12 protein-coding genes and 1 pseudogene are annotated in these 21,704 nt (G+C 71.5%); 4 read left to right on the forward strand and 9 right to left on the reverse strand.

Annotated elements, in window-relative coordinates; translation table 11 throughout:
- Window positions 1–2: 2 nt before the first annotated feature.
- Entirely contained in the window at window positions 3–857 is an 855-nt protein-coding gene (locus POL25_RS04330; protein ID WP_272084556.1) for a hypothetical protein, read from the reverse strand.
- Window positions 858–1,031: 174 nt separating this feature from the next.
- Here POL25_RS04330 and POL25_RS04335 point away from each other — a divergent pair, with 174 nt between their 5' ends.
- Together POL25_RS04335 and POL25_RS04340 are read left to right on the forward strand one after the other, a co-directional pair.
- Window positions 1,032–3,608 (forward strand): TIM-barrel domain-containing protein, encoded by a 2,577-nt coding sequence (locus tag POL25_RS04335; RefSeq protein ID WP_272084557.1) that lies wholly within the window; start codon window positions 1,032–1,034, stop codon window positions 3,606–3,608.
- Between the two features lie 735 nt (window positions 3,609–4,343).
- Window positions 4,344–5,075, forward strand: a complete 732-nt coding sequence (locus POL25_RS04340) for a hypothetical protein (protein WP_272084558.1) — start codon at window positions 4,344–4,346, stop codon at window positions 5,073–5,075.
- On the opposite strand, the gene POL25_RS04345 is transcribed toward POL25_RS04340, so the two are convergent.
- The 3 genes from POL25_RS04345 to POL25_RS04355 all read right to left on the reverse strand — a co-directional run bounded on the left by POL25_RS04345 (window position 5,050) and on the right by POL25_RS04355 (window position 11,344).
- Window positions 5,050–6,744: a hypothetical protein gene (locus tag POL25_RS04345; protein WP_272084559.1), complete on the reverse strand. Its 1,695-nt coding sequence runs from the start codon at window positions 6,742–6,744 to the stop codon at window positions 5,050–5,052. The two genes, POL25_RS04340 and POL25_RS04345, sit on opposite strands and share 26 nt — an antisense overlap.
- A gap of 221 nt (window positions 6,745–6,965) precedes the next feature.
- Window positions 6,966–10,922, reverse strand: coding sequence for a serine/threonine-protein kinase (locus POL25_RS04350; RefSeq protein ID WP_272084560.1), 3,957 nt, complete (start codon window positions 10,920–10,922; stop codon window positions 6,966–6,968).
- A gap of 248 nt (window positions 10,923–11,170) precedes the next feature.
- A complete protein-coding gene (locus tag POL25_RS04355) occupies window positions 11,171–11,344 on the reverse strand; it encodes a hypothetical protein (protein ID WP_272084561.1) in 174 nt (57 codons plus the stop codon).
- 454 nt (window positions 11,345–11,798) lie between these two features.
- On the opposite strand from POL25_RS04355, the gene POL25_RS04360 reads away from it, so the two are divergent.
- Window positions 11,799–12,071, forward strand: a complete 273-nt coding sequence (locus POL25_RS04360) for a hypothetical protein (protein ID WP_272084562.1) — start codon at window positions 11,799–11,801, stop codon at window positions 12,069–12,071.
- A 201-nt stretch (window positions 12,072–12,272) separates the two neighbouring features.
- On the opposite strand, the gene POL25_RS04365 is transcribed toward POL25_RS04360, so the two are convergent.
- From POL25_RS04365 to POL25_RS04380, 4 genes are all read right to left on the reverse strand, one after another.
- Window positions 12,273–13,520: a hypothetical protein gene (locus POL25_RS04365; protein WP_272084563.1), complete on the reverse strand. Its 1,248-nt coding sequence runs from the start codon at window positions 13,518–13,520 to the stop codon at window positions 12,273–12,275.
- Window positions 13,521–13,662: 142 nt separating this feature from the next.
- On the reverse strand, window positions 13,663–14,802 hold the full coding sequence (locus tag POL25_RS04370; protein WP_272084564.1) for an efflux RND transporter periplasmic adaptor subunit: 1,140 nt from the start codon (window positions 14,800–14,802) through the stop codon (window positions 13,663–13,665).
- On the reverse strand, window positions 14,799–17,981 hold the full coding sequence (locus POL25_RS04375; protein ID WP_272084565.1) for an efflux RND transporter permease subunit: 3,183 nt from the start codon (window positions 17,979–17,981) through the stop codon (window positions 14,799–14,801). The genes POL25_RS04370 and POL25_RS04375 overlap by 4 nt, the downstream gene beginning before the upstream one ends.
- A gap of 105 nt (window positions 17,982–18,086) precedes the next feature.
- Window positions 18,087–18,698 (reverse strand): TetR/AcrR family transcriptional regulator, encoded by a 612-nt coding sequence (locus POL25_RS04380; protein ID WP_272084566.1) that lies wholly within the window; start codon window positions 18,696–18,698, stop codon window positions 18,087–18,089.
- 353 nt (window positions 18,699–19,051) lie between these two features.
- Between POL25_RS04380 and POL25_RS44150 the strand changes: the two genes are divergently transcribed.
- On the forward strand, window positions 19,052–20,263 hold the full coding sequence (locus POL25_RS44150) for a glycoside hydrolase family 44 protein (RefSeq protein ID WP_308477889.1): 1,212 nt from the start codon (window positions 19,052–19,054) through the stop codon (window positions 20,261–20,263).
- Between the two features lie 25 nt (window positions 20,264–20,288).
- On the opposite strand, the pseudogene POL25_RS04390 reads toward POL25_RS44150, so the two are convergent.
- Window positions 20,289–21,671: pseudogene (locus tag POL25_RS04390) on the reverse strand (tyrosine-type recombinase/integrase); the annotation flags it as partial.
- Window positions 21,672–21,704: the final 33 nt, after the last annotated feature.

Consider the following 21,704-nt stretch of genomic DNA (forward strand, 5'->3'; position numbering starts at 1 on the left):
CCTCAACGCGCGCCGAACCGACCGACGAGGCTCAGGCTGCCCAGACCCGGCTGCAGCGACAGGCCCCCGCGCAGCCGGCGACCGAGGCGGACATCGCGGCCGCCGAGCACCAGCAGCGGCACACCCGCGGCCACGCCGATGGCCGCCAGCACCGCGCCCGCGATCAGCATGCGGTCGCCCTCGACGTCGAGCGCGCGCAGCGGCGCGAGGTCGACCGGCAACCCGGCCGCCAACACCGGCGCGATCGCCTCGTCGAAGCGCCGCTTGGAGCTCGCCCCGCCGAGCGCGAGCCCGCCGCCCAGCGCCGCCACGACCATCATCGCCCCGCCCGCGACGAGCTCACGCCGACCGCGGCGGATCTGGCGGTCGCCCGCGCGGCGATCGGCGCGAGCGCGCCGGATCTCCGCCCGCCGCTGCGTCACCGACCGCTGCAGCGACGCCGACTCGGCGTGGACCCGCGCGACGTCGGCCGCGGCGATCCGCGGCACCGGCGACGCGTCGGCCAGGGCGACGGCCTCGCGGGCGTGGAAGGCCGCGCGATCGAGGCTGGCGGTCGAGGTCTGTACTTTGAGCCATGTCCTGGCGGCCATGAGATGAATCCACGGATCTTGCGTGTCCCAGGCCTGGCCGCTGAGCCAGCGGGCGCAGTGCTCGACGCCCTGGATGGCCTCGAGCTCGCCGATCCTGGCGATCAGCGCGTCGCGCTCGCCGGCCGCCACCGCGACCGGATCGATCGGCTCCGCCCGGGCGACAGCAGGTCGCCGCGGCTGCTTCGGGGCGGCCGCGGCGGGCAGCGGCACCAGGCACGACGCGGCGCACACGAGCGCGATCACGGAGCGACGAGACGCGACGAACATGCGATCCTCCGGGCCAGGGGCCATCGATCAGGATGACCCGCCGCGTCGCGCCGACAACCGGCCGCGCATCCCCCTGTGCCAGCCCCCACGGGCCGAAATCGCCACGGCCCGCCGACGCACGATCGCGGTGGACAGCGAGCCGGACTCACCGCCATCCTGCGATCATCGCCACGCATGCCGCAGCGCCGCGCCCTCCGTCCCTCGCCGCTCCCGCTCCTCGCGCTCGCCTGCGCCGTCGCCTGCGGCGATGAACCGGCCGACGACGCCGGCGCCACCGACAGCGACACCGATACGACCACCGCCGCCAGCGCGACCTCGGAGGCCGCGCCGACCACCAGCGGGACCACCGCCTGGGAGGAGGAGACCGAAAGCGAGCCCGAACAGCCGGTCACCGTCGAGTGGTCCGAGCTCGAGCTGCGCCTGATCCGCGGCGGCGACGTCCTGCTGCGCTTCCCGGCCGACGGCTTCCAGCTCGGCGTGGTCGCGGCCCTCGACGACGACTCGTCGTACGACCCGGTGTTCCTGGCGCCCGACGCCTGGCGCACCGTCACCGCCGCCGAGGAGCTCGCCAGCGACGCCGCGGTCGACGTGCGCCTGTCCTTCGGGACAGATCTGCACGCGCGCCTGACCGTCACCGAGGCCGCCCCCGGGCGGTTCGCCGCCAGCCTGATCCCCGAGCCCGGCGGACCGGCCCTCGCGTACATGCGCCTGCGCCCCGTCGTCGACCCGGGCGAGGGCTTTTATGGCCTCGGCGAGTACTTCGACGCCGCCGAGCACCGCGGGCGCGTGCGGGCGATGCAGCTCGAGTACGACCCCCAGATCGAGAGCCAGTACAACGAGGCCCACGTGCCGGTCCCGTTCGTCACCGGCACGCGCGGCTGGGGCATGTTCGTCGCCGACCCGCACGCCGCGGTGTTCGACGTCGCCGCCGCCGCCGCCGACCGCGTCGAGGCGACCTTCGGCACCGGCCCCGACACCGCCGCCGGCCTGGTCTTTCACCTCTACGCCGCCGACCACCCGCTCGACGTCACGCGCCACTACTACGCCACCACCGGCGCGCCGAAGCTGCCGGCCCCGTGGGCGCTGGGCCCGTGGATCTGGCGCGACGAGAACGACGACCAGGCCCAGGTCGAGGAAGACATCGCCACCATCCGCGAGCTCGACCTGGCGACCTCGGCGATCTGGATCGATCGCCCCTACCAGAGCGCCGTCGGGGTGTTCGACTGGCACGCGACCCAGTTCCCCGCCCCGCAGGCGATGATCGGCAAGATCCACGACCTCGGCCTGCGGCTCGCGCTGTGGCACGTGCCCTACGTCGACGACGTCCCGGCCGCCGCCGCCATGCGCGACGAGGCCGAGGCCAATGATTTCTTCCCGCCCGAGGTCGGCCTCATCACCTCCGATTGGGGTGAGCCGCTCGATCTCACCAATCCCGACGCGTTCGAATGGTGGCAGGACCACATCCGCGAATACACCGACCACGGGATCGACGGCTTCAAGCTCGACTACGCCGAGGACATCACGGTCGGCCTCGGCGGCGCGCGCACGGTCTGGCAATTCGCCGACGGCAGCAGCGAGCGGACCATGCACAAGCTCTACCAGCTGCTCTACCACCGCGCCTACGCCGAGCTGCTGCCCGAGGCCGGCGGCTTCCTGCTGTGCCGCGCCGGCACCTACGGCGATCAGCAGAACGTCAGCGTGATCTGGCCCGGCGACCTCGACGCCAACATGGCCGCGCACCGCGAGCAGGTCGACGACGACGGCGACACGTACGTGGCGGTCGGCGGCTTGCCAGCGGCCCTCACCGCCTCGCTCAGCCTCGGCCCCAGCGGCTTCCCCTTCTTCGCCTCCGACACCGGCGGCTATCGCCACGCGCCGCCCGATCGCGAGACCTTCGTCCGCTGGTTCCAGTACACCGCGCTCACCCCGGTCATGCAGGTCGGCACCGGCTCGTCCGACGTGCCGTGGGAGTTCACCCCGGCCAACGGCCTCGACGACGAGAGCCTGGCCTGGTACCGCCAATACGCGCGGCTGCACCTGCGCCTGTTCCCGTACGTGTGGACGCACGCGCAGGCGCTGGCCACCGGCGGCCGCCCGCTCCAGCGCCCGCTCGGCCTCGCCTTCCCCGAGCTCGGCGTCCACCCGTCCGACGCCTATCTGCTCGGCAACAACCTGCTCGTCGCGCCCGTCGTCGCTCGCGGCGCCACCTCGCGCAAGCTGTCCCTGCCGCCCGGTGCCTGGCTCGACTGGTGGACCGGCGAGGTCCTGCAGGGCGACCAGGAGGTCACCGTCGCCGCCCCGCTGGCCACCCTGCCGCTGTTCCTGCGGGTCGGCGGGATCGTGCCGATGCTGCGCCCGACCATCGACACGCTCGCGGAGGCCACCGCGGCCGACGTCGACTCGTTCGTCGGCGACCCCGGGATCCTCCACGCCCGCATCGCCCCCGGCCCGCTCGGCAGCCGCTTCGACCTGTACGATGGGACAGCTCTGCACCAGCGCCTCGGCAAGGCCGCGCTGCACCTCGAGGTCAGCCCCGGCGCGGTGTTCACCAGCGGCTTCGACCTCGAGATCCACGCGCTCCCGCCGATCGCCGCCGTCACCGTCGACGACGCCCCGCTGAGCCAACACCCCGACGCCCCTGCGCTCGACGCCGCCCCCGACGGCTGGTTCCACGGCAGCGACCTCGGCGGCACCCTGCGCCTCAAGCTCGGCCCCGGCGCGCACACCGTGGTGGCCACGCTCGCCGAGTAGATCGCGGCGCGACCCGGCGGGCCATACGCGCCCAGCGAGCGCGACCGTCGAGCCCCGGGGCCGGCCCGGGTCCCGCAGATCTGCCACCGCCCCTGTCGAGCCCGCTGGTCCACGCGCGAACCACCAACCGCGCTGCCGGCCTCGACCGCGAGCACGGCCCGCCGACTCGCCCTGTGGCTCGCCCCTTGCGAGCGCTCACCCGCGCCAGCTCGCGCGCCGGGCCGTTCCGCGGCCGTCTCCCTCCCCTCGTCGCGGTCCCGGCCGGGCCGGTGGAGCAATTCGCGTTCGCACCTCCGCGCGCGAACGTTCGGCAGGGCTGTCACGAAGACCATGTCTGATAGGACACGTCCATCGCGACAGTGACGCCGCCCCACCCGGCGCTCCGTACGCGGATCCTTCAGCCCTCCCATGCCTCCAGAACCGGCCCCACGGCGGGGTCGCGCGCCGCCACGCCGAAACGCCGCCAGGGCCCCGATCTGCCGCCAGGTGCCCCCGGATGAGCTTCGGGTTTTGCGCAGCCCATCAAGAATCCATCATGGCCGGGTTTTTCGCCTCTTTGCCGCCTGCAGCCGCGTTCGCGCCCTATCCAGCCCCGCGTGCCGGCGATCACCGGCACAGACGGACGCGTCGCCCCGCAGAACGCTGGAGGTCTCGCTCCCTGACGATCGGAAACCGGAGCGCCGACAGTGGCGCGCTCCAGTTGCACCCCCCCGGGACCAGGTCCATTACCGGGTCGTGCTACCGATCCTTCACATCCATGCAGGTGACTGCGCCGCCGGGTTCGCTCGCGAGATCGACCTCGAAGGCGAAGTGCTCGGTTGGCGCGACAGCGCCGCGGTCGGACCGGTCTCGCGCGAGCGCGGCCGGCACGTGTTCCTCCGCATGGCGTTCTGGCAGACGGACCTCGCGGAGATCCAGCGGGCCGAGGAGCTGCCGTCCGATTGCGAGCGTGTGTTGTGGTTCGGTCCCGACCCGTGGGAGCAGCTCCAGCTCGTCGAGCTGCTGGCGTACATGTCCGATGGGCCATGTTCGATCGTGCCGCTGAGCCGGGCGGTGACCGAGCTGACCCCGAGCGAGCTGCAGGCCGCCTTCGTCGCTCGCCGCAACGCCGAGTCGCTGCGGTTCTTCGCCGCCGCCTTGTGGTTCGATTTCTGCGACAACGACCCGGCCGGCATCGCCCTGCGCCTGCGTCGGGCCGCCAACGACCAGCGCCTGCCGCACCTCGGCGCCGCCATCCGCCGCGTCCTGCAGGATCGCAACGAGCAGAGGACCGAGCGCGAGATCGAGGATCTGGTGCGCGCCGGCGTCTACGAGCTGCCGGCCCTGCTCGAGGCCCTGCGCGAGCGCGAGCTCCCGGCCCACGGCGCGTGGTACGGCGACGTCGTGGTCGGCCGCCTGCGCGACGCCTGCATGCGCACGCAAGCGGCCAACGACCTCGCGCTCAGCGTAGCGTCATTCCTGCCGTGAACACGAGCCCGCTGTCCTCGGCGTACATCTCGTAGCCCGAGGGACCGAACACCTGGTACATGCCGAAGAGCGCCTTGAGCTCTTCCTGTTGCCCCGCCATGCCGAGCAGCGGCTCGAGCTGCGCCATCATGCGGGCCAAGTCGTAGGCGAACAGCGCCATCGGCGGATCCTTGACCTCCGGCGCCGCCAGCAGCTTGCTGACCGTGGCCTCCGAGCCCGGCCCGACCGCCAGCACGAAGCCGGTCCCGGCCTTGGCCCCGTAGGCGATGCCGTTGACGAACGGGATCGTGTTATCGGGCAGCGTCTTGACCGCGCCGTCGTCGCTGAACTCGTAGGCCGCGATCATCGGCAGCTCCGGGCGCACCGCCTCGTAGATCGCCCGCGGGTCGCTCGCCGCCAGCACCGCGTGAGCCGTGATCGACGACGGCAGGAAGCCCGACATCTTGATGTCGGTCAGCACCAGGCTGCCGCCGCGCAGCCCCGGCACCCACTTCGGGATCGACGACGTGTCCTGCCCGATCTTGGCCGCCATCTGGTTGAGCTCCGCCAGCTCCGGGCACTGATACGGCGCCTTCGTCACCTCGGCGCCCTTGCGCAGCGTCATCTCGATCGTCTTGCCGACGTCGATGCCGCCGCCCATGGCGAACATCGCCTCGCCGCGGACCTCCTTCGACAGCCCCGGCACCGACGCGCGCAGCGCCTTGATCTCCTGCGCCAGGTCGGAGCGCAGCTCGACCGCGAACTTGGCCGTGAAGCCGCTCGCGTCCATCGCCTCGGTGCCGAACACCAGCATCGGCGCGACCCCGGCGAGCCCGCGGACCTCGTCCTTGCACACCTGGGTCAGCTGCGGCCACTTCTCGACCAGCTTCGGCGACAGGGCCGCCAGGATCTCTTTGTTGAGCGGGTCGCCCTCGCCGAGGAACCCCTCGACGATCACCCGCGCGTCGATGTAGCCGGCGTTGTGCTTGCCGAGCTGGTACGTCGTCAGCAGGTCGCGCAGCTTGGGCGAGTCGGCCAGCGACCGCTCCGGCGCCGTCTTGCCGAACAGCAGCTCGAACACCCGGTCGGCCATCGCCGCCGGCGCGACGCCCATCACCAGCTCGCCGCTGACGATCGCCGCCGCGATCTTGAACTCGCCGGCGGTGCCGCACCAGTAGTCGGCGTCGCCGAGCTTGCACACCGGGATCGTCACGTTGCCGGCGGTCTGGACCCGACCCAGCAGGTCGCGGAATGCCTGCGGGTCCTTCAGCGACACGCGCATCGCCGGCAGCACGCCGATGCCGTACAGCGCCGCCTTGCCGTCGACGTCGATGCCGGTGCGATCGATGCCGCCTTCCTTCACCACCGCGCGGAACTCGGCGAAGATCGCCTTGGCCAGCGGGGCCCACTCGTCGTCCGTCGGCATCTGCTCGATCATCGGCCCGACGCGCTCCATGAGCGGGCTGACGCTCGCGTAGACCTTCTCGATCATCTGCCGCGCCGAGCCGCCGAAGCTGATGAACGCGTACGGCGTGTCGGCCGGGATCTTGCGCAGCAGCTCCTGCACGCCGGCATCTGCCAGTGCCTGCGCGGCCGCCTGCTCGTTCGACTTGCTGCAGCCGGCCACGCCCGTGACCGCCAGCACCGTCGCCAACGCCGCCGCACGCCCGCACCCGAGAGGCCAACGCATCCACTGCTTCGCTCGCATCATCGAGCGGTCCTATCACCCTTCGCACGGGCCGGCAAGCGCGCCCCCGCGCCAGCGGGCCCTCGCACCGGCGCCGCGCCGCGTTTGGCTGCAGGTGCGGCGCGTGATCGTGCGAGCGTCGCCCTCGTGCCATTCGCCGGCGCGATCGCGAGGCGGGCCCGCCTCACGACAATGGCCGCGCGGCCGTCCTCGCCCGCGCGGCCTCACGCGACGTGCAGCCCGAGGCCGCGGCGGACCTCGAAGTACTCCTCGCTGACGCTGTAGACCACCAGCTCGCGCAGCGCCTCCTTGGGCGCCAGCAGCGAGCCGAACACCCGCTGCTCCTGCCCGATCGCGTGGGCCGCGGTGGCGAGGTCGTTGCAGAACACGAACCCCGCGCGGTAGCTCGCCAGCTCGGCCGCCCGGGCCCAGCGCTTGACGTCGACCTCGCCGCCCTTGACCAGCCGCTGCAGCGCCGCCGTCAACCGCTCGATCGCCGCCGCCGGCAGGTGCTTCGTCACCTCGCGCGCCAGCGCCTGCGCCCCGCCGGACAGCTCCGGCGCCCCGACCTTGCACACGTGCATGCTCGCCATCAGCACGTCCTTGAGGTTCTCGGGCGAGCGGTCGATGATCATGAACGCGTAGTGCGGCGGGTACAGGTCGAGCGCGTGGCGGCCGAGCATGAACGCCAGGTTGTTCTCCGACTTCTCGGCCAGCGCCCCGGCCAGGGCGATGATCGTCGGCCGCACGCTGCCGCCGCGCTCGACGTTCAGCACCGCCGCGTCGCCGGGCTCGTCTGGCCGAAAGTACAGGTCGGGCTGCGGCAGGCCGTAGACCGAAGTCACGTAGACGAAGCTCTTGCTGACCAGCGAGCCGTCGTCTTCGGGGTCGACGCGGTCGGACGGGCGCAGCGGGTACGGCAGCATCTTCGGCCGCCAGCCGGCCAGCACCGGCGCCAGCAGCCCGAGCACCGCGCCGACCCCGGCGTCCTCGTCGGCGTGGAACACACAGCGACGCAGCAGCTCCTCGCCGAGCCGCTGCTTGATCCGGCGGAACTCCGGCTGCGGGTAGCGGTGGTAGAGCGTCGTCTCCTGCGCGGTCGCCTGCTTGAGGAACACCAGCGTGCGGGCGACGCAGAACGCCTTGTCGAGCTCGCGGCGGGCCACGTAGATGTCGAACAGCCGGTGATAGCTGACGTAGCGGTGCGGCTCCAGGCGCAGCAGCGTGAAGTGGGCGCGGATCAGCGGCTCGCCGAACTCGCGCGCGTTGTTGTTGCGGACCAGCGCCTCGTACAGCTCGACCAGGATCTGCCAGCGGTCGACGTTGCCCGGGTCGAGCGCCGCCGCGACCTCGAACGCCTTGGCCGCGGCCCGGAAGTCGCCCAGGCGGGTGCGGTAGATCTCGGCCAGGTTGGTCCACAGCATCGTCCGCAGCGGCGTCTCGCCGTCGGGCGGCAGGCGGTTGATCATCTTGCGGTAGGCGCGATCGAGGCCCTTCCACTCCTTGCGCTGCGTCAGCAGCTTGTCGATCGCCTGGAACGCCTTGAGCTGGCCCGGATCGTCGTCGAGCACGCGGTCCAGCCGCGCCAGCGCGGCGTCGACCTGGGCCAGGTTGTCGCGCAGCAGCACCGCCGCCGTGTAGTGGAAGCGGGCCCGGCGGGCCGCGTCGGGCTCGACCTCGACGATCCGGTCGAGCACGCCGACGGCCTCCTGCCACATCTTGCGCTCGGTGAACGTGTCGAGCAGGAGGTGCAGCACCACCAGGTCGCGCGGCCGCAGCTCGAGCGCGCGCTGGAACGCGATCACGGCCTTCTGCGGGTCGCGCAGGCGGCCATTGAACAGCTTGCCGCTGGCGACGAACAGCTCGAACTTGACGCCGTCGTCGCCCGCGCTGTTGATCATCGCCCGGCGGGTGTTGAGCGCGCCCTGCCAGTCCTCCGCGGCCAGCTGGTGCTCGAGCGTCGCCTCGAGCGCCTGCCAGTTGTTGGCGTCGAGCTCGAGCGCCTTGCGCAGGTAACCCGGCGCCTTTTGCGTCTGACCGCGCCGCTTGCACACCTCGGCCAGGCGCACGTGGATCGCCGCCGACACCTTGTCGGTCTTCTCCTTGGCGGGCGCCGCCAGCAATTGATCGTAGTAGCCGAACGCCGCCTCCCACTCGCCTGCCTCGAAGGTCAGGTCGGCGCGGCCGAGCATCGCCGTCCAGTTGCCGGGCTCGAGGTCGAGCGCCTTCTTGAACAGCTTGAGCGCCCGGGTCGAGCGGCCGAGCAGGCGCTCGACCCGGGCCGCGCGCAGGCACAGCTCGACGTGGGCCTTGACGCTGATCGGCGCGCCCGGGGCCTTGCGCACCAGCATCTCGTAGATCGGCGCGGCGCCGACGTAGTTGCCGGCCTCGTAGTAGATCTTCGAAAGCACGGTGCCGACGCGCACGTTCTCGGGGTCGAGCTCGATCACGCGGGCGAAGATCTCGGTCGCCTTGGCGACGTCGCCGAGCTGGCGATAATGGAGGAACGCGGCCTCGATGCCGAACTCGACCCGCTCGTAGTAGCTGGTCGCGTGGGTCAGCAGCGCCTCGCACACCGCCGCCAGCTCGCGCCAGTCCTTGCGACCGCGGTACATGTCGGCCAGCAGCGTCAGCGCCGGCACGTGCCCGGGCGTGTGCTCGAGCGCCCCGCGCAGGTACAGCTCGGCCCGCTCCGAGGCCACCAGCTTCTCGTGCAGCAGCTTGCCGACGTGCGTCAGTTCTTCGGTGCGCAGGCCCGGGTCGGCGCACAGCGACAGGAAGTGGTCGAGCGTCTGCACCGCCGCGTCCCACTGCTGCCCGCGCTCGTACAGCCGCGCCAGCGCCAGCACGGCGTCCTGCGACGTCGGGTCGAGCTGGATCATCGCCCGATAGGCCGCGATCGCCCCCGGGATTTCGCCGAGCGACTTGTCGAGCACGTAGCCCATCGCCCCGTACAGCCCGGTCTTCAGCGCGCGGTCGCCAGTCCGCTCCGCGTGCTCGCGGTACGCCTGGACCAGCTCCTGCCACTGCTCGGCCGCGAGGTGCTGGGCCGCCAGGTTGTAATACGCGTAGTCGAGGCCCTGCGCGATCCACTGCTGCCAGGCCTGGCCCTCCTTGCCGCCCGCGCCGCCCGCCAATTGCGTCAGCGCCTTCTGCATCTTGTGCAGGATGTCGATCTGCGCCCGCGGCTCCGCCGTCTGCCCGAGCGCCGTCTGCAGCGCCTCGAGCGAATAGAACATCGCGCTGTCGGTGGTCGGCTGCTGCTTGCCGCGCGCCGCCGCCTTGGCCCTGGCGTCGCCCTCGCGCGCCCCGTCCTCGTCGATCTGCTGCAGCGCGGCCACCAGCGCGCCCATGTCCTGGAACCGGTCCTCGCGGCGCTTCGACATCGCCTTCAGCACCAGCGACTCCACCAGCGGCGGGATCTCGGCCTCGGGCGCCACGCTGCCGAGCGCCGCCGCGGCCGCGAACTTGTGCTGCATCGTCACCTGCGTCGGCCGGCCGAAGAACGGCACGCGCCCGCTCAGCAGCGTGTACATCAACACCCCGAGCGAATAGATGTCGCTGCGCTGGTCGACCGCCTCGCCGAGCGCCTGCTCCGGCGCGATGAAGTGGACCGCGTCGCCGAGCACCACCGTGCCCGCCTCGCGGTCCTGCGTCACCGCCTCGACCGCGACCATCCCGAAGTCGGCCACCTTGACGTGGTCGTCCTCGCCGACGATCACGTTGCCGGGCTTGATCGCGCGGTGGATCACCCCGGCCGCGTGCGCCGCCTGCAGGCCCTCCGCGATCTGCAGCGCGATCGCCCGCACGCGCGGCCACGGCTGCCGCCCGCTGCGGCGCAGCAGCAGCCCGAGGTCCTCGCCCGCGAACGCCTCGGTCACCACGTAGACGTCGCCCTCGGGGGCGATGTCGGCGTCGAGCACCTCGAGCACGTTGACGTGCAGCACCGCCGCCGCGTCCCGCGCCTCGTGCAGCAGCCGCTCGGCCTGCGCGCGGTCCTGCGAGAACTCCTGGCGCACGATCTTGATCCACACCGGCGTCGGCGGATCGATGAACTCGGCCAGGAACGTGTCGGCCACGTCGCCGCGCGCGAGGTGCTGGAGGATCTTGAACTCGTCGGCGAAGACGTTCCCGATCCTCGCCTTGGGGCTGCGGTCGACGACAGGCTGCTCTTCGCTCATGGCGGGCTACCGGGGCCCACTCTACTCGAATTCCTGGACCGCCCCACAGCCGTGACGAGCCCCCTTTTCGCCCCAATTCGCCTGCAGGCCGCCGCTGCAGCGCGAGTTCGAGCCCGCGGCTTGTACATGCAGCCCCGGGCCGCGGCGCGATCGCGGGGCCGGCGGCAGCGTCGCGGCGCGAGACCCTCGCCCGCGACCCGCCGCGGGCATCACGAACGCAGGTCCTCGCCCGCGACCCGCCGCGGCTGTCACGAGGGCAGCTCCTCGCCGCGCGCCGTCACTCGCGGGGCCCGCTCGTCGGCCTCGATCTTCTGCAGCGCCGCTGCCATCGCGTCGCGCAGCCCGGCCGCCGCGGCCGGACGCATGCGCACCGTGACCGACCCGACGCTCACGTGCAGCATCCCGCACGTGCACTGCTGCACGGTGCATTGTTCGTTTTGCGCGACTGTTCGGGTGCGGTGCTCCATAGCTACGTATCCTGCCACAGGCGGCCGCTCCCTGCACGCGCTTCCAGTTCGCTGCACCGCGAAAACTCCGGCTCGGGCGGCCCGGTCTCACTGGACGTCGATATGCACAAGTCCTTTGGGACCTGTCCTCCGGGCCAGCCTCTGACGCCACCGACCGCCGCGCCACGATGATGACCGGCGCGCCACCGAGCCGCGCGCGCCCACGTGCGCCGCGGCTCGTCCCCTAACCTATTTCGTCCCGCTGACCGAGTACGCGCCCAGGGCGTGCCTCGCCGCGACGGCCGCGCCCGTCTGCGAGCGCGGCCCTCGTCCGTCCCCATCGCCGGGCCGCTCGTGCGGTCCGCCCCTCTACCCAGCTCGATCGCGCCGCGCGAGCCGCTGCTCGCGCGACGTCACGGAGACCCGCGTCATGTCCAAGATCTTCTCAGCCCTGCTCATCGCCCTCTCCCTCACCGCCACCGTCGCCTGCGACGACCCCGACAGCGACAAGAAGGTCGACGACACCGGCGACGACTCGACCGGCGGCGAGGACGACAGCACCACCAGCGGCGGCACCGCGGAGGTCGAGACCACCGCCCCCGCCACCACCGAGGAGGAGGAGAAGCCCGGCTGTTTCAACGGCAACCTCCTCCAGCTCCCGCCGACCGGCGGCCCCAACGGCACGCTCGGCGACAACTGCTGAACATGACCCTCTAGACATGGCTAAACGGCCATGTCTCTTCAGACATTCAAAGCGCGAAAGACATCTCGTTCCACTCGGCACCGAGGCACTCTGCCTCGGAATGGCCGGGAAACGCTCGCTCGCGGTCCGCCAAAAACATGTCTCTTCAGACATGTACCTCGAGCCATATCATCGACGCCGAGTGTGTCGGCGACGCCGTGGTCAGCGCGAGCCGTCCCCCGAGAGCCCGGCGTCCACCGCCGCGAGCGCGGGGTGTTCCCGGAGCTGGCGCCTCGTCGCCCGCGACCGCTCGCAGAGCAGCTCCGCCAGCCCCTCGCGGAGCCGCACCGCGTGGCCGTGCTCAGGGATGGTGAGGTCGTGCGGATCGATCCTCGCGAGCAAGCGGCGCAGCCGGTCCGGCGCCAGCGGCAGGAGGCGGCCCAGGTCGATCCGCTCGCCGAGCACATCCTCGACGTAGGGGCGCTGGCACAGCCAGATCGGCAGGAGCTCGTCGTCGGTCAGCGGCGGCATCGGCACGACCCGCCAGCGCGCGAGGTCCGGCGCCACCTCGCGCAGCCGTGCCCACGCTGCCCCGGTCGTGACGAGGATCAGCTGGAACGCGGCGTCCGGATCGAGGGCCATCTCCGCGGCGTAGCGCAGCAGCTGCGGGTCGTCCGGCACACGGGTCCACGCGCACACGAGGCCCGGCGCGATCGAGGCGGGCACGGCGTCGGGTCGGGCGCGGTACCGCAGATCGGGCAAGCCCCCGCCGTGCCAGTTGTCGACGTTCACCCCGCGCGTCTGCGGCGCGAGGCGGCGAAGCTGCCGGATCAGCGCGCGTCGCCCCGAACACGCCTCGCCGATGATGGCGAACCCCGGCCCGTCGACGAGGCGCTCGCGCCAGACGGCGTCCGGCTCCCGCTCGAGCCAGGCCGGCTCCACGGCGACCCCGACGTGCCCCCGCGCGCCGAGTTGGTCGAACAGCGCGCAGTACGTCTCACGGGCCGTCATCAATCCCTCGGCGCACCGCGGGTCGAGGGCCGACAGCGTCCATAGCGTGCGGTCCGGCAGGCTGCGCAGCAGCACCCCGGCATCCACAGACGCGCCGGCCGCCTCGTGGGCCGCCCAGCGACGCCCCCAGCTGTAAGTCAGCGGCAGGTCGCTCGCCCCGGCGATCCTCTGGCGCCAGATCGCGTGAGCGCGGTCCAGGGGCGCACCCGAGACGGTCGGACCGAGCAGCTCGGGGTGCAACGCGACGATCGCACGCGCAAGGTCACCGGGCTCGATGGCTCCCGCCTCGGGGTGCGGCCCGCCGTACGGCGCAGCGGCGAGCGCCTCCTCCTGCGCCACCCGCCAGCCCGCGAGCGACCCCGCAGCGTCCCACAGCCGGCGCGCGTCCAGGTCACAGCGCGCCCGAATCTCCGAGACGGTGGGGGACGCGACGCCGAATGCGGGGTGGCGGACATGCATCGCCGGTCTCTATACCCGGCTCACAGCAAAGACGGGGGCGGATCCTTCGCCTCGCTCCGCCCGACGTGCTCGACAGCGCCCGTCGAGTCGTCGACACATGGCGATTTGAACATGACCCTTCGGACATGCCCTTCGAGGCATCTCACCCGACCGTCGGCACGACCTCGACGGCTTGCCCGCTCTCGAGCGTATCGGGCGGCTGCAGCACCACCTCGTCGCCCGCGGCCACGCCTTCGAGCACCTCGATCTCCTTGCCGAAATCGCGGCCCAGCTTCACTGGCACCAGCGTCACTGCGCCTTCGGCCACCTTCGCCACCAGCGTCCCCTCCTTGCGGACCACCAGCGCGCTCGCCGGGATCGTCGGCACCGGTCGCGCGCGCGGCACCTGCAGGCGCGCGTACACGAACGAGCCTGGCAGCACCGCCTCGTCGCCGGGCACCTCGATCTCCACGCGCAGCGTCCGCGTCCGCGTCTCGAGCACCCCGCTCGTGCGCGTCACCACCCCTTTCACCGTGCGGGCCGGGTCGCGCGGCGAGAACAGCTCCGCCGGGTTCCCGATCCTCACATCGGCCGCGTGGCTGTCGGGCACATCGACCAGCACCCGCAGCTTCGAAACATCGGCCAGCTCGTACAGCGGCGCCCCGCCGGCCGCTGCCGGTCCTACCAGCGCCCCCGAGTCGACCAGGCGTCGCGTCACCACCCCGTCGAACGGCGCCACGATCTGCTGGTACCCGCGCAGCGCCTGCAACCGCTTCAGGTCCGCCTTGCGCGTCGCCACCAGCGCGTCCGCCGAGTTCGCCAGCGCCAGCGCGTCGTCCGCTTCTTGCCGCGACACCGCCCCGCTGCCTGCCAGCGTGCGCGTGCGGTCCGACGTCGTCTGGTGGATCCCCACGTTCGCGCGCGCCTCCGTCAGCCGCGCGCGGGCCAGCCGGATCTCCTCGTCCGTCTCCGGCGCCTCGATCTCCGCCAGCACCTGCCCGGCCTTCACCGAGTCCCCGAGCTCCACCAGGTAGCGGCGCACGAACCCCGTCGACTTGCTGTAGAGCGTCGACTGCCGGATCGGCGTCGAGCTCGCCGGCAGCGTCAGCTCGTGCGCCTCGTCGCCGGCGCGGACCGACGCCACGCGGACTCGCTTCGGCCCGGTCGCCTGGGCCAGCGTCTGCGCTCGCGCGTCGCGCTGCTCGAGCCGCGGCCCGACGCCGACCACCACCGCGCCGGCCAGCACCGCCGCGATCATCGCCATTACCGGCCACCCTGGCCTGCCAGACTGCAACGTCGTCATGCGTTCTCCTCCGCCTGCAAATCACCCGGCTCGACCAGGTCGGGGTCGAGCGCCGGCGCGCGCCAGCGCTTCGCCAGCACGCTGTAGACCACCGGCACGAAGCCCAGCGTCGCCAGCGTCGCCCCGGCCAGCCCGCCCATCACTGCGCGGCCGAGCGCCGCGTTTTGTTCGCCGCCTTCGCCGAGCCCGAGCGACATCGGCAGCATGCCGATGAACATCGCCGCCGCCGTCATCAGCACCGGGCGCAGGCGCACGCTGCCGGCCGTCAGCGCCGCCTCGGCCGCCGACATGCCTTGCGGCCGCAGCTCGTTGGCGAACGACACCACCAGGATCGAGTTGGCCGTGGCCACGCCGATGCTCATCACCGCGCCCATCAGCGACGGGATGCTGAAGGTCGTCCCGGTCGCGAACAGCGTGAACACGATCCCGACCGCCGCCCCCGGCAGCGCCATCAGGATGATGAACGGCAGCTTCCACGACTGGAAGTTGATCACCATCAGCGCGTAGACCAGCAGCGCCGCGAACCCGAGCCCGACCCCGAGGCGGGCGAACCCGACCTGCATGCTCTCGGCCTGGCCGCGCACCGTGATCGTCGCCCCCGGCGGCAGCGCCTCGCGGTGGCGCTGCACGATCGCCTCGAGCTGCGCCACCGCCGACCCGAGGTCCGAGTCCTGCACGTCCGCGCGCACGTTGTAGGTCGGCTGCACGTTCATGTGGCTGACGAACACCGGCGTGGTCGCGCGGCGGAACTCGGCCACGTCGACCAGCAGCTTCTGCTCGCCCGCCGCCGTCGGCAGCGACAGCCCCTGCAGCGCCGCCAGCGAGTCGACCCGGTGCTCCGGCACCTGGATCGCCACCGGATAGGCGAAGTTCGACTTTGGGTCGGTCCAGAACGTCGGGCTCACCTGCGTCGACGACGACACCATCAGCAGCAAGTTGGCGGCCACGTCGCGCTCGCTGAGCCCGGCCTCGTGCGCTCGCTGGCGGTCGACCTCCACGTGCAGCCGCGGCGCCGCCACGATCTGGTGCAGGTGCACGTCGACCACCCCCGGCACCGCGCGCAGCTCCGCCTCGAGCGAGCGCGCGGCCGCCAGCGTCGCGTCGCGCTGGGCCCCCGAGATCTGGACGTCGATCGGCGACGGCAGGCCGAAGTTCAGGATCTGCGTGACTATGTCGGCCGGCTGGAAATAGAACGACAGCTCGGGGAATTCGCGCGGCAGCTGCTCGCGCAGCGCGCGGACGATGTCGGCGGTCTTCAGCGTGCGGTCGTGGGCCAGCGTCACCAGGATCTCGCCGTCGGACGAGCCGACGTTGCTGCTGTCGGTGATCGCCAGCGTGTAGCCGCTCGGCATGCCGATGAAGTCGAGGATGCTCTCGCGCTGGTCGGCCGGCACCAGCTCGCGGATGCGGTCCTCGACCCGCGAGAACCACCGCTCGGTCTCCTCGATGCGCGTCCCCGGCGGGGCCGTCACGTGCAGGCGCACCTGGCCCGCGTCGACCTGCGGGAAGAAATCGCGGCCGACGAACGGCGCCAGCGCCACCGTCGCCGCCACCACCAGCGCGAACAGCCCCGCGATCGTGCGCGGGCGGCCGAGCGCCCACGCCAGCAGCCCGACGTAGCGGGCCCGCAGCGCCTCGAAGCCGGCCTCGAAGCCGTGGTGGACGCGCGCGAACAGCCCGCGCCCGGGCGCGTGGTCGTCGTGCTCGGCCAGCAGGTGCTGCGCCAGCGTCGGCACCAGCGTGCGCGACAGCAGGTACGACGCCATCACCGCGAACGCCACCGCCATGCCCATCGGCAGGAAGATGAAGCGGGCCGGGCCCTCGAGGAACACCACCGACACGAACACGATGCTGATGCACAGCGACGCCACGAACGCCGGCACCGCGATCTGCTGCGCCCCGTCGAGGATCGCCCGCGTCAGCCGCTTGCCCATCGCCAGGTTGCGGTGGATGTTCTCGATCTCGACCGTCGCGTCGTCGACCAGGATCCCGACCGCCAGCGCCAGCCCGCCGAGCGTCATCACGTTGATCGTCATGCCCAGCGCCCGCAGGCACAGCAGCGAGATGATCACCGCCAGCGGGATGTTGATCGCCACCAGGATCGTCGCGCGCACGCTGCCGAGGAACAGCAGGATCATCGCCGCCGTCAGCACCATGGCGATCACGCCCTCGACCAGCAGCCCGTCGATCGCCCGCGTCACGAACGTCGACTGGTCGGACAGCAGCTCGACCTCGAGGCCCTCCGGCGCGGCCGCGCGGATCGTCGGCACCAGCGCCTTGACGCGCTCGGCCACCTCCGTGGTCGACGCGTCGCCCGTCTTCATCACGCTGAGGACCACCGAGCGGCGGCCGTCGCGGCGGGCGATGTTGGTCTGGACCGCGTAGCCGTCGTGCACGTGGGCGACGTCGCGGACGAACAGCTGCCGGCCGGCCGCGCCGGTCAGCGGGATCTCGTTGAGCGCCGCGATCGCCTCGGGGCTGCTGTTGAGGCTGATGCGGTACTCGCGTTCGGCGATCTTGGCCGCACCTGTCGGAAGGGTCAGGTTCTGCGCCGCGATCGTCTGGCTGACCTCCGCCGGCGACACGCCGTGGGCGCGCAGGGCCGCGGGGTCGAGGTCGACCGTGATCTGGCGCAGCTTGCCGCCCGCGGGCAGCGGGAAGCGAGTGCCGCGGACCACGCTGAGCATCGTCCGCACCCGCTGGTTGACGTGATCGAAGATCTCGGCCTCCGACAGCGTGTCGCTCGAGAACGCCAGCTGCAGGATCGGCACGCTCGAGGCCGTGTAGCGGAGGATGATCGGCGGCACGATGCCGGGCGGCATGCGGCGCACGATCGTCTGCGACGCCGCGGTCGCCTGCGCCATCGCCGACGCCACGTCGGCGCCCGGCTGCAGGAACAGCCGGATCACCGACACCCCGTCGAAGCTGTCGCTCTGGATGCTCTGGATGTCGGCGACGTTGCCCGCCAGCGACTGCTCGCTGAACAGCGTGACCTGCTGCTCGATCTGCTGCGCCGGCAGGCCGGTGTACGTCCACACCACGCTGATCACCGGGATGTCGACATCGGGCAGCACGTCGGTGGGCGTCTGCCGGACCACCCAGATGCCCGACAGCAGCAGCAGCAGGGCCATCACCACGAACGTGTACGGGCGGCGCAGCGCGAGACGGACGATCCACATGAGCGATTACCGGGCTGAGCAGGGGTGGGAGGGAGTCGGAGGAGATGACTGTTTAGTCAAGTTCGAGAGCGCAAAAACGCGCGTCGGATCGCGCCCGACACGAGCTCAGGCCGCTGACTCGGGCGGGCCCGCCATGCCGAGCGCCAGCCAGCCGGTGCGGGGCACCTGGCGCAGCAGCTCGAGGTCGTCGTGGACGCGGGCCTGGGTCAGCGCCCCGGTCACGAACGCGAACAGGCTCTTGGCCGACGCCACCGGGTCGCTCGCGGGCAGCGAGCCCTCGGCCTGGGCGTCGCGCAGCGCCGTCTCGAGGTAGCGCCGCAGCGCCAGGCTCAGCTCCTGCGCCTTGGCGGCCACGGCCGTCGGCTTCTGCAGGCACTCGCTGCCGATCGCGTGGTGGAAGCAGCCCAGGACCCGCCCGTACCGCTCGCGGACCTCGCCCTGGCGCTCGCCGAGGTGGGCGAAGTACCGCTGCAGCCGCTGCAGCGGCGGGCGCGAGGCCGAGAAGATCTCGTCGAGCACGGGCCGGCGGGTGCTCCAGTGGGTGTCCAGGGCCGTCACCACCAGGTCGTCCTTGCTGGCGAAGAAGTGGTAGAAGCTGCCCTTGCGCACCTGCGCGCGCTCGCAGATGGCGTCGACGCTGACGGCCCCGTAGCTGGAGGTCCAGATCAGGTCGATGGCCGCCTGGATCAGACGGTCGCGCGCGTCGCCTCGGCTCACGGGCTCGGTTCTACTTGACCGATCGTCTCGGCGCAACAGCGCGCTTTACGCAGGACGATACGCTTCGCTGCTTCGCGGAGACGTCTGCGCTGGCGAACTCGAGCCCGCCCGCTCGAAGCCGATGCGTCGCGCTCGTTGTCAGTCGTCCACGCTCACGAACTCGCAAGCACGCATCGACGATGCCCGCTCGCAGCGAGCCCGACCGACGGCCGCTCGTTGCCGCGAACGCTCGCGTCCGCGTGCGCCGTCGAGCCCCGTTCGCTGCATCTGCCCGCGCGAACTCTCGTATGCGATCCTTCGACATGTCCTCGAGGACAGCCTGAGCGCTCGCGCCCTCGGCTACCCTGGCAGCCATGCAACTTCGCTTTCGTTTAGTCGCCGCTCCGCTCGCGCTGCTCGCCGCTTGCACCGAGGATCCCGGCACCACGACCGCCCTCACGCCCCCCTTCATGTCCGCGCCCGGCGACCCGACCGGCGACCCGACCGGCAGCGAGACCGACGGTCCGACCACCGCCGGGCCCGGCGGCGATCCGACCACCGATGGCACGACCACCGCCGGCACGACCACCGAGAGCACGACCACCGAAACGACCACCACCACCGGCCCCGATCCCGGCCCGCTGGTCGAGCCGGGCGACCCCGGCCGCGGCGACGTCACGTTCACGATCCGCGCCGACACCGATCGTCACCCGATCTCGCCGTGGATCTACGGCACCAATCAATACGACGACCTCGCCACCACCAACCGCGGCCTCGGCCTGGTGCGCCAGGGCGGCAATCGTATGACCGCGTACAACTGGGAGAACAACGCCAGCAACGCCGGCGCCGATTACGAGCACCAGAACGACGACTACCTCGCCTCGCAGCTCGGCGTCGACGGCGACATCCCCGGCGAGGTCGTGCGGGCCGCCACCGCCGCGGCCCTCGACGCCGGCGCCGACATGCTCGTCACCGTCCCGATCTGCGGCCACGTCGCCGCCGACAAGGACGGCGGCGGCGACGTCAATCAATCCCCCAACTACCTCGAGACGCGGTTCCACCCGACCATCGCCCGCAAGGACGGCGCCTTCGACAACGAGCCCGACGCCAGCGACCACGCCGTCTATCAGGACGAGTTCGTCGCCTGGCTGCAGGCCAAATTCCCCGACGCCTTTTACCCCGAGCGCGCCCGCGTGCTGTTCTCGCTCGACAACGAGCCCGACCTCTGGTCGCACACCCACGAGCGCATCCACCCCGACCCGGTCGGCTACGCCGAGCTCGTCGCCAAGAACACCGAGTTCGCGGCCGCGATCAAGGACGTCGCCGCCAACGCGATCGTCGCCGGCTTCGTCTCCTACGGCTTCGGCGGCTTCACCAGCCTGCAGGACGCCCCCGACGCCCAGGGGGAGTTCCTCTCCAACTCACGCATGGCCAGCAAACCTGGCCTACGCGCTATTTCTTGCGAGGTTTTGCCAATTTTGCCACCGCGTTGCCAACCACCTGGTTCGCCGCGGTGTCGAGGAGCGCCGCCCCCTTCCGGGACAGCTCCGACTGCTGGGTGTGCAGGTACGCCTGCGTGGTCGTGATCCGCGCGTGGCGGGCGACGGCCTGCACGACGTAGACGCTCGCGCCCAGGTTCGCCAGGCGCGTGAGCCCCGTATGACGGAGCAGGTGAGGGCCGTTCGTGAGCAGGCCAGCGCTACGCTGCGCCTGCTTGAGCATGTACTCGATCGAGCGCGGGTTGTGCGGCGCCCACTCACCGCCGGTGTACTGGCTGCGGCGGTAGAGGACCAGCGGGCCGATCGGCTCGCGCTTCTTGTGCTCGACCAGCGCGCGCCGCAGCGCCGCCGTCAGCGCGACCGTCCCGATCGTGCCCTTCGGCGTCTGCTTGTGCCCGCGGTACACGTTGTGCTGCACCTTGATCGTGCCGACGTTGAGGTCGACGTCGGTCCACTCGAGCGCGCAGATCTCGGACACGCGCAGGCACGTGTCGAGCGCGAGCAGGATCATCAGCTCGGTCTCCGGCCCGAGCGCGCGCGCGGCCGTGAGGAGCCGGTCGAGCTCGTCGTCCGAGTACACCGTCTTCGTGTCGATCTTGCTCGTCTTGAGCTTCTCGACCTCGGGCACGACCTCGAGCTTGCGGAGCTTCCGCGCGAAACGGAGGATCTTGCCCAGCTTCGTCAGGAACATGTTCGCGGTCGAACGGGCGACGCGCTTCAGCAGCGCCGCGCGGAGCTGGGACAGGCGGTCCTCGTCGATCTCCGCGAGCGGGACATCGCCGAGCAAGGGATGAAAATGGCGGCGGTAGATGACGTCGTAGCTGACTTGCGTGCCCAGCTTCTGCAGCTCCACGTACTCGGGTACGAAGCGCTGCTCGTAGAAGTCCGCGAACGTCAGTGACGAGCGCGGAGGGCTGGTCTCCTTCGGGGTCTGAGCCGCTTCCGGGCCGCCTCCGCTCACGGCCCCGACAAGCTCTCGAAGGATCGCCGGCACCTGGCGCTCGCCCCAGAGTCGGGCCTGGCTCTCGTCCAGCCCCGGGGGCGCGACCATGCGCCGGCGGATCTCATCGTTGTCCTTGCAAGGGTTCATGAAACGGATGTCGATCTGGAAACGGGAGGGGTCGCTGTTGTACGGGCGTGTCTTGATCTTCATGGCCGGGCCTGCCGGCCGGGCGCAATCCCGCACCCAAGAGAGCACGGCCTCGCGCGTCCACGCAAGCGCTTTCCCGCTCTTGAAGGGTTTCGGGACCTGCCCTCGCAGCGCGCGGCTGCGTACGGCCTTGGGGCTGATGCCCAAGAGCCGCGCGAAGTCCTCGACCCTCAAGATCAGCGGCAGCTCGGGCGCCGCAGTCAGCACGATCTCTTCGCGCTGAAGACTCCGCCCGACGCTCTTCTCCGGGCCAGATGGCATGTCCTCACGGACATGTCCATCAAGACATGCTCTCGTGCGTTCTTCGACCCTTCCCCGCATCACCCAACCCACTCCCTCGGCCATGATGCCCTGGCACCGCGGCCATCCTCGGATCTT

This window comes from Nannocystis bainbridge (assembly GCF_028368995.1).
GTDB lineage: Bacteria > Myxococcota_A > Polyangia > Nannocystales > Nannocystaceae > Nannocystis > Nannocystis bainbridge.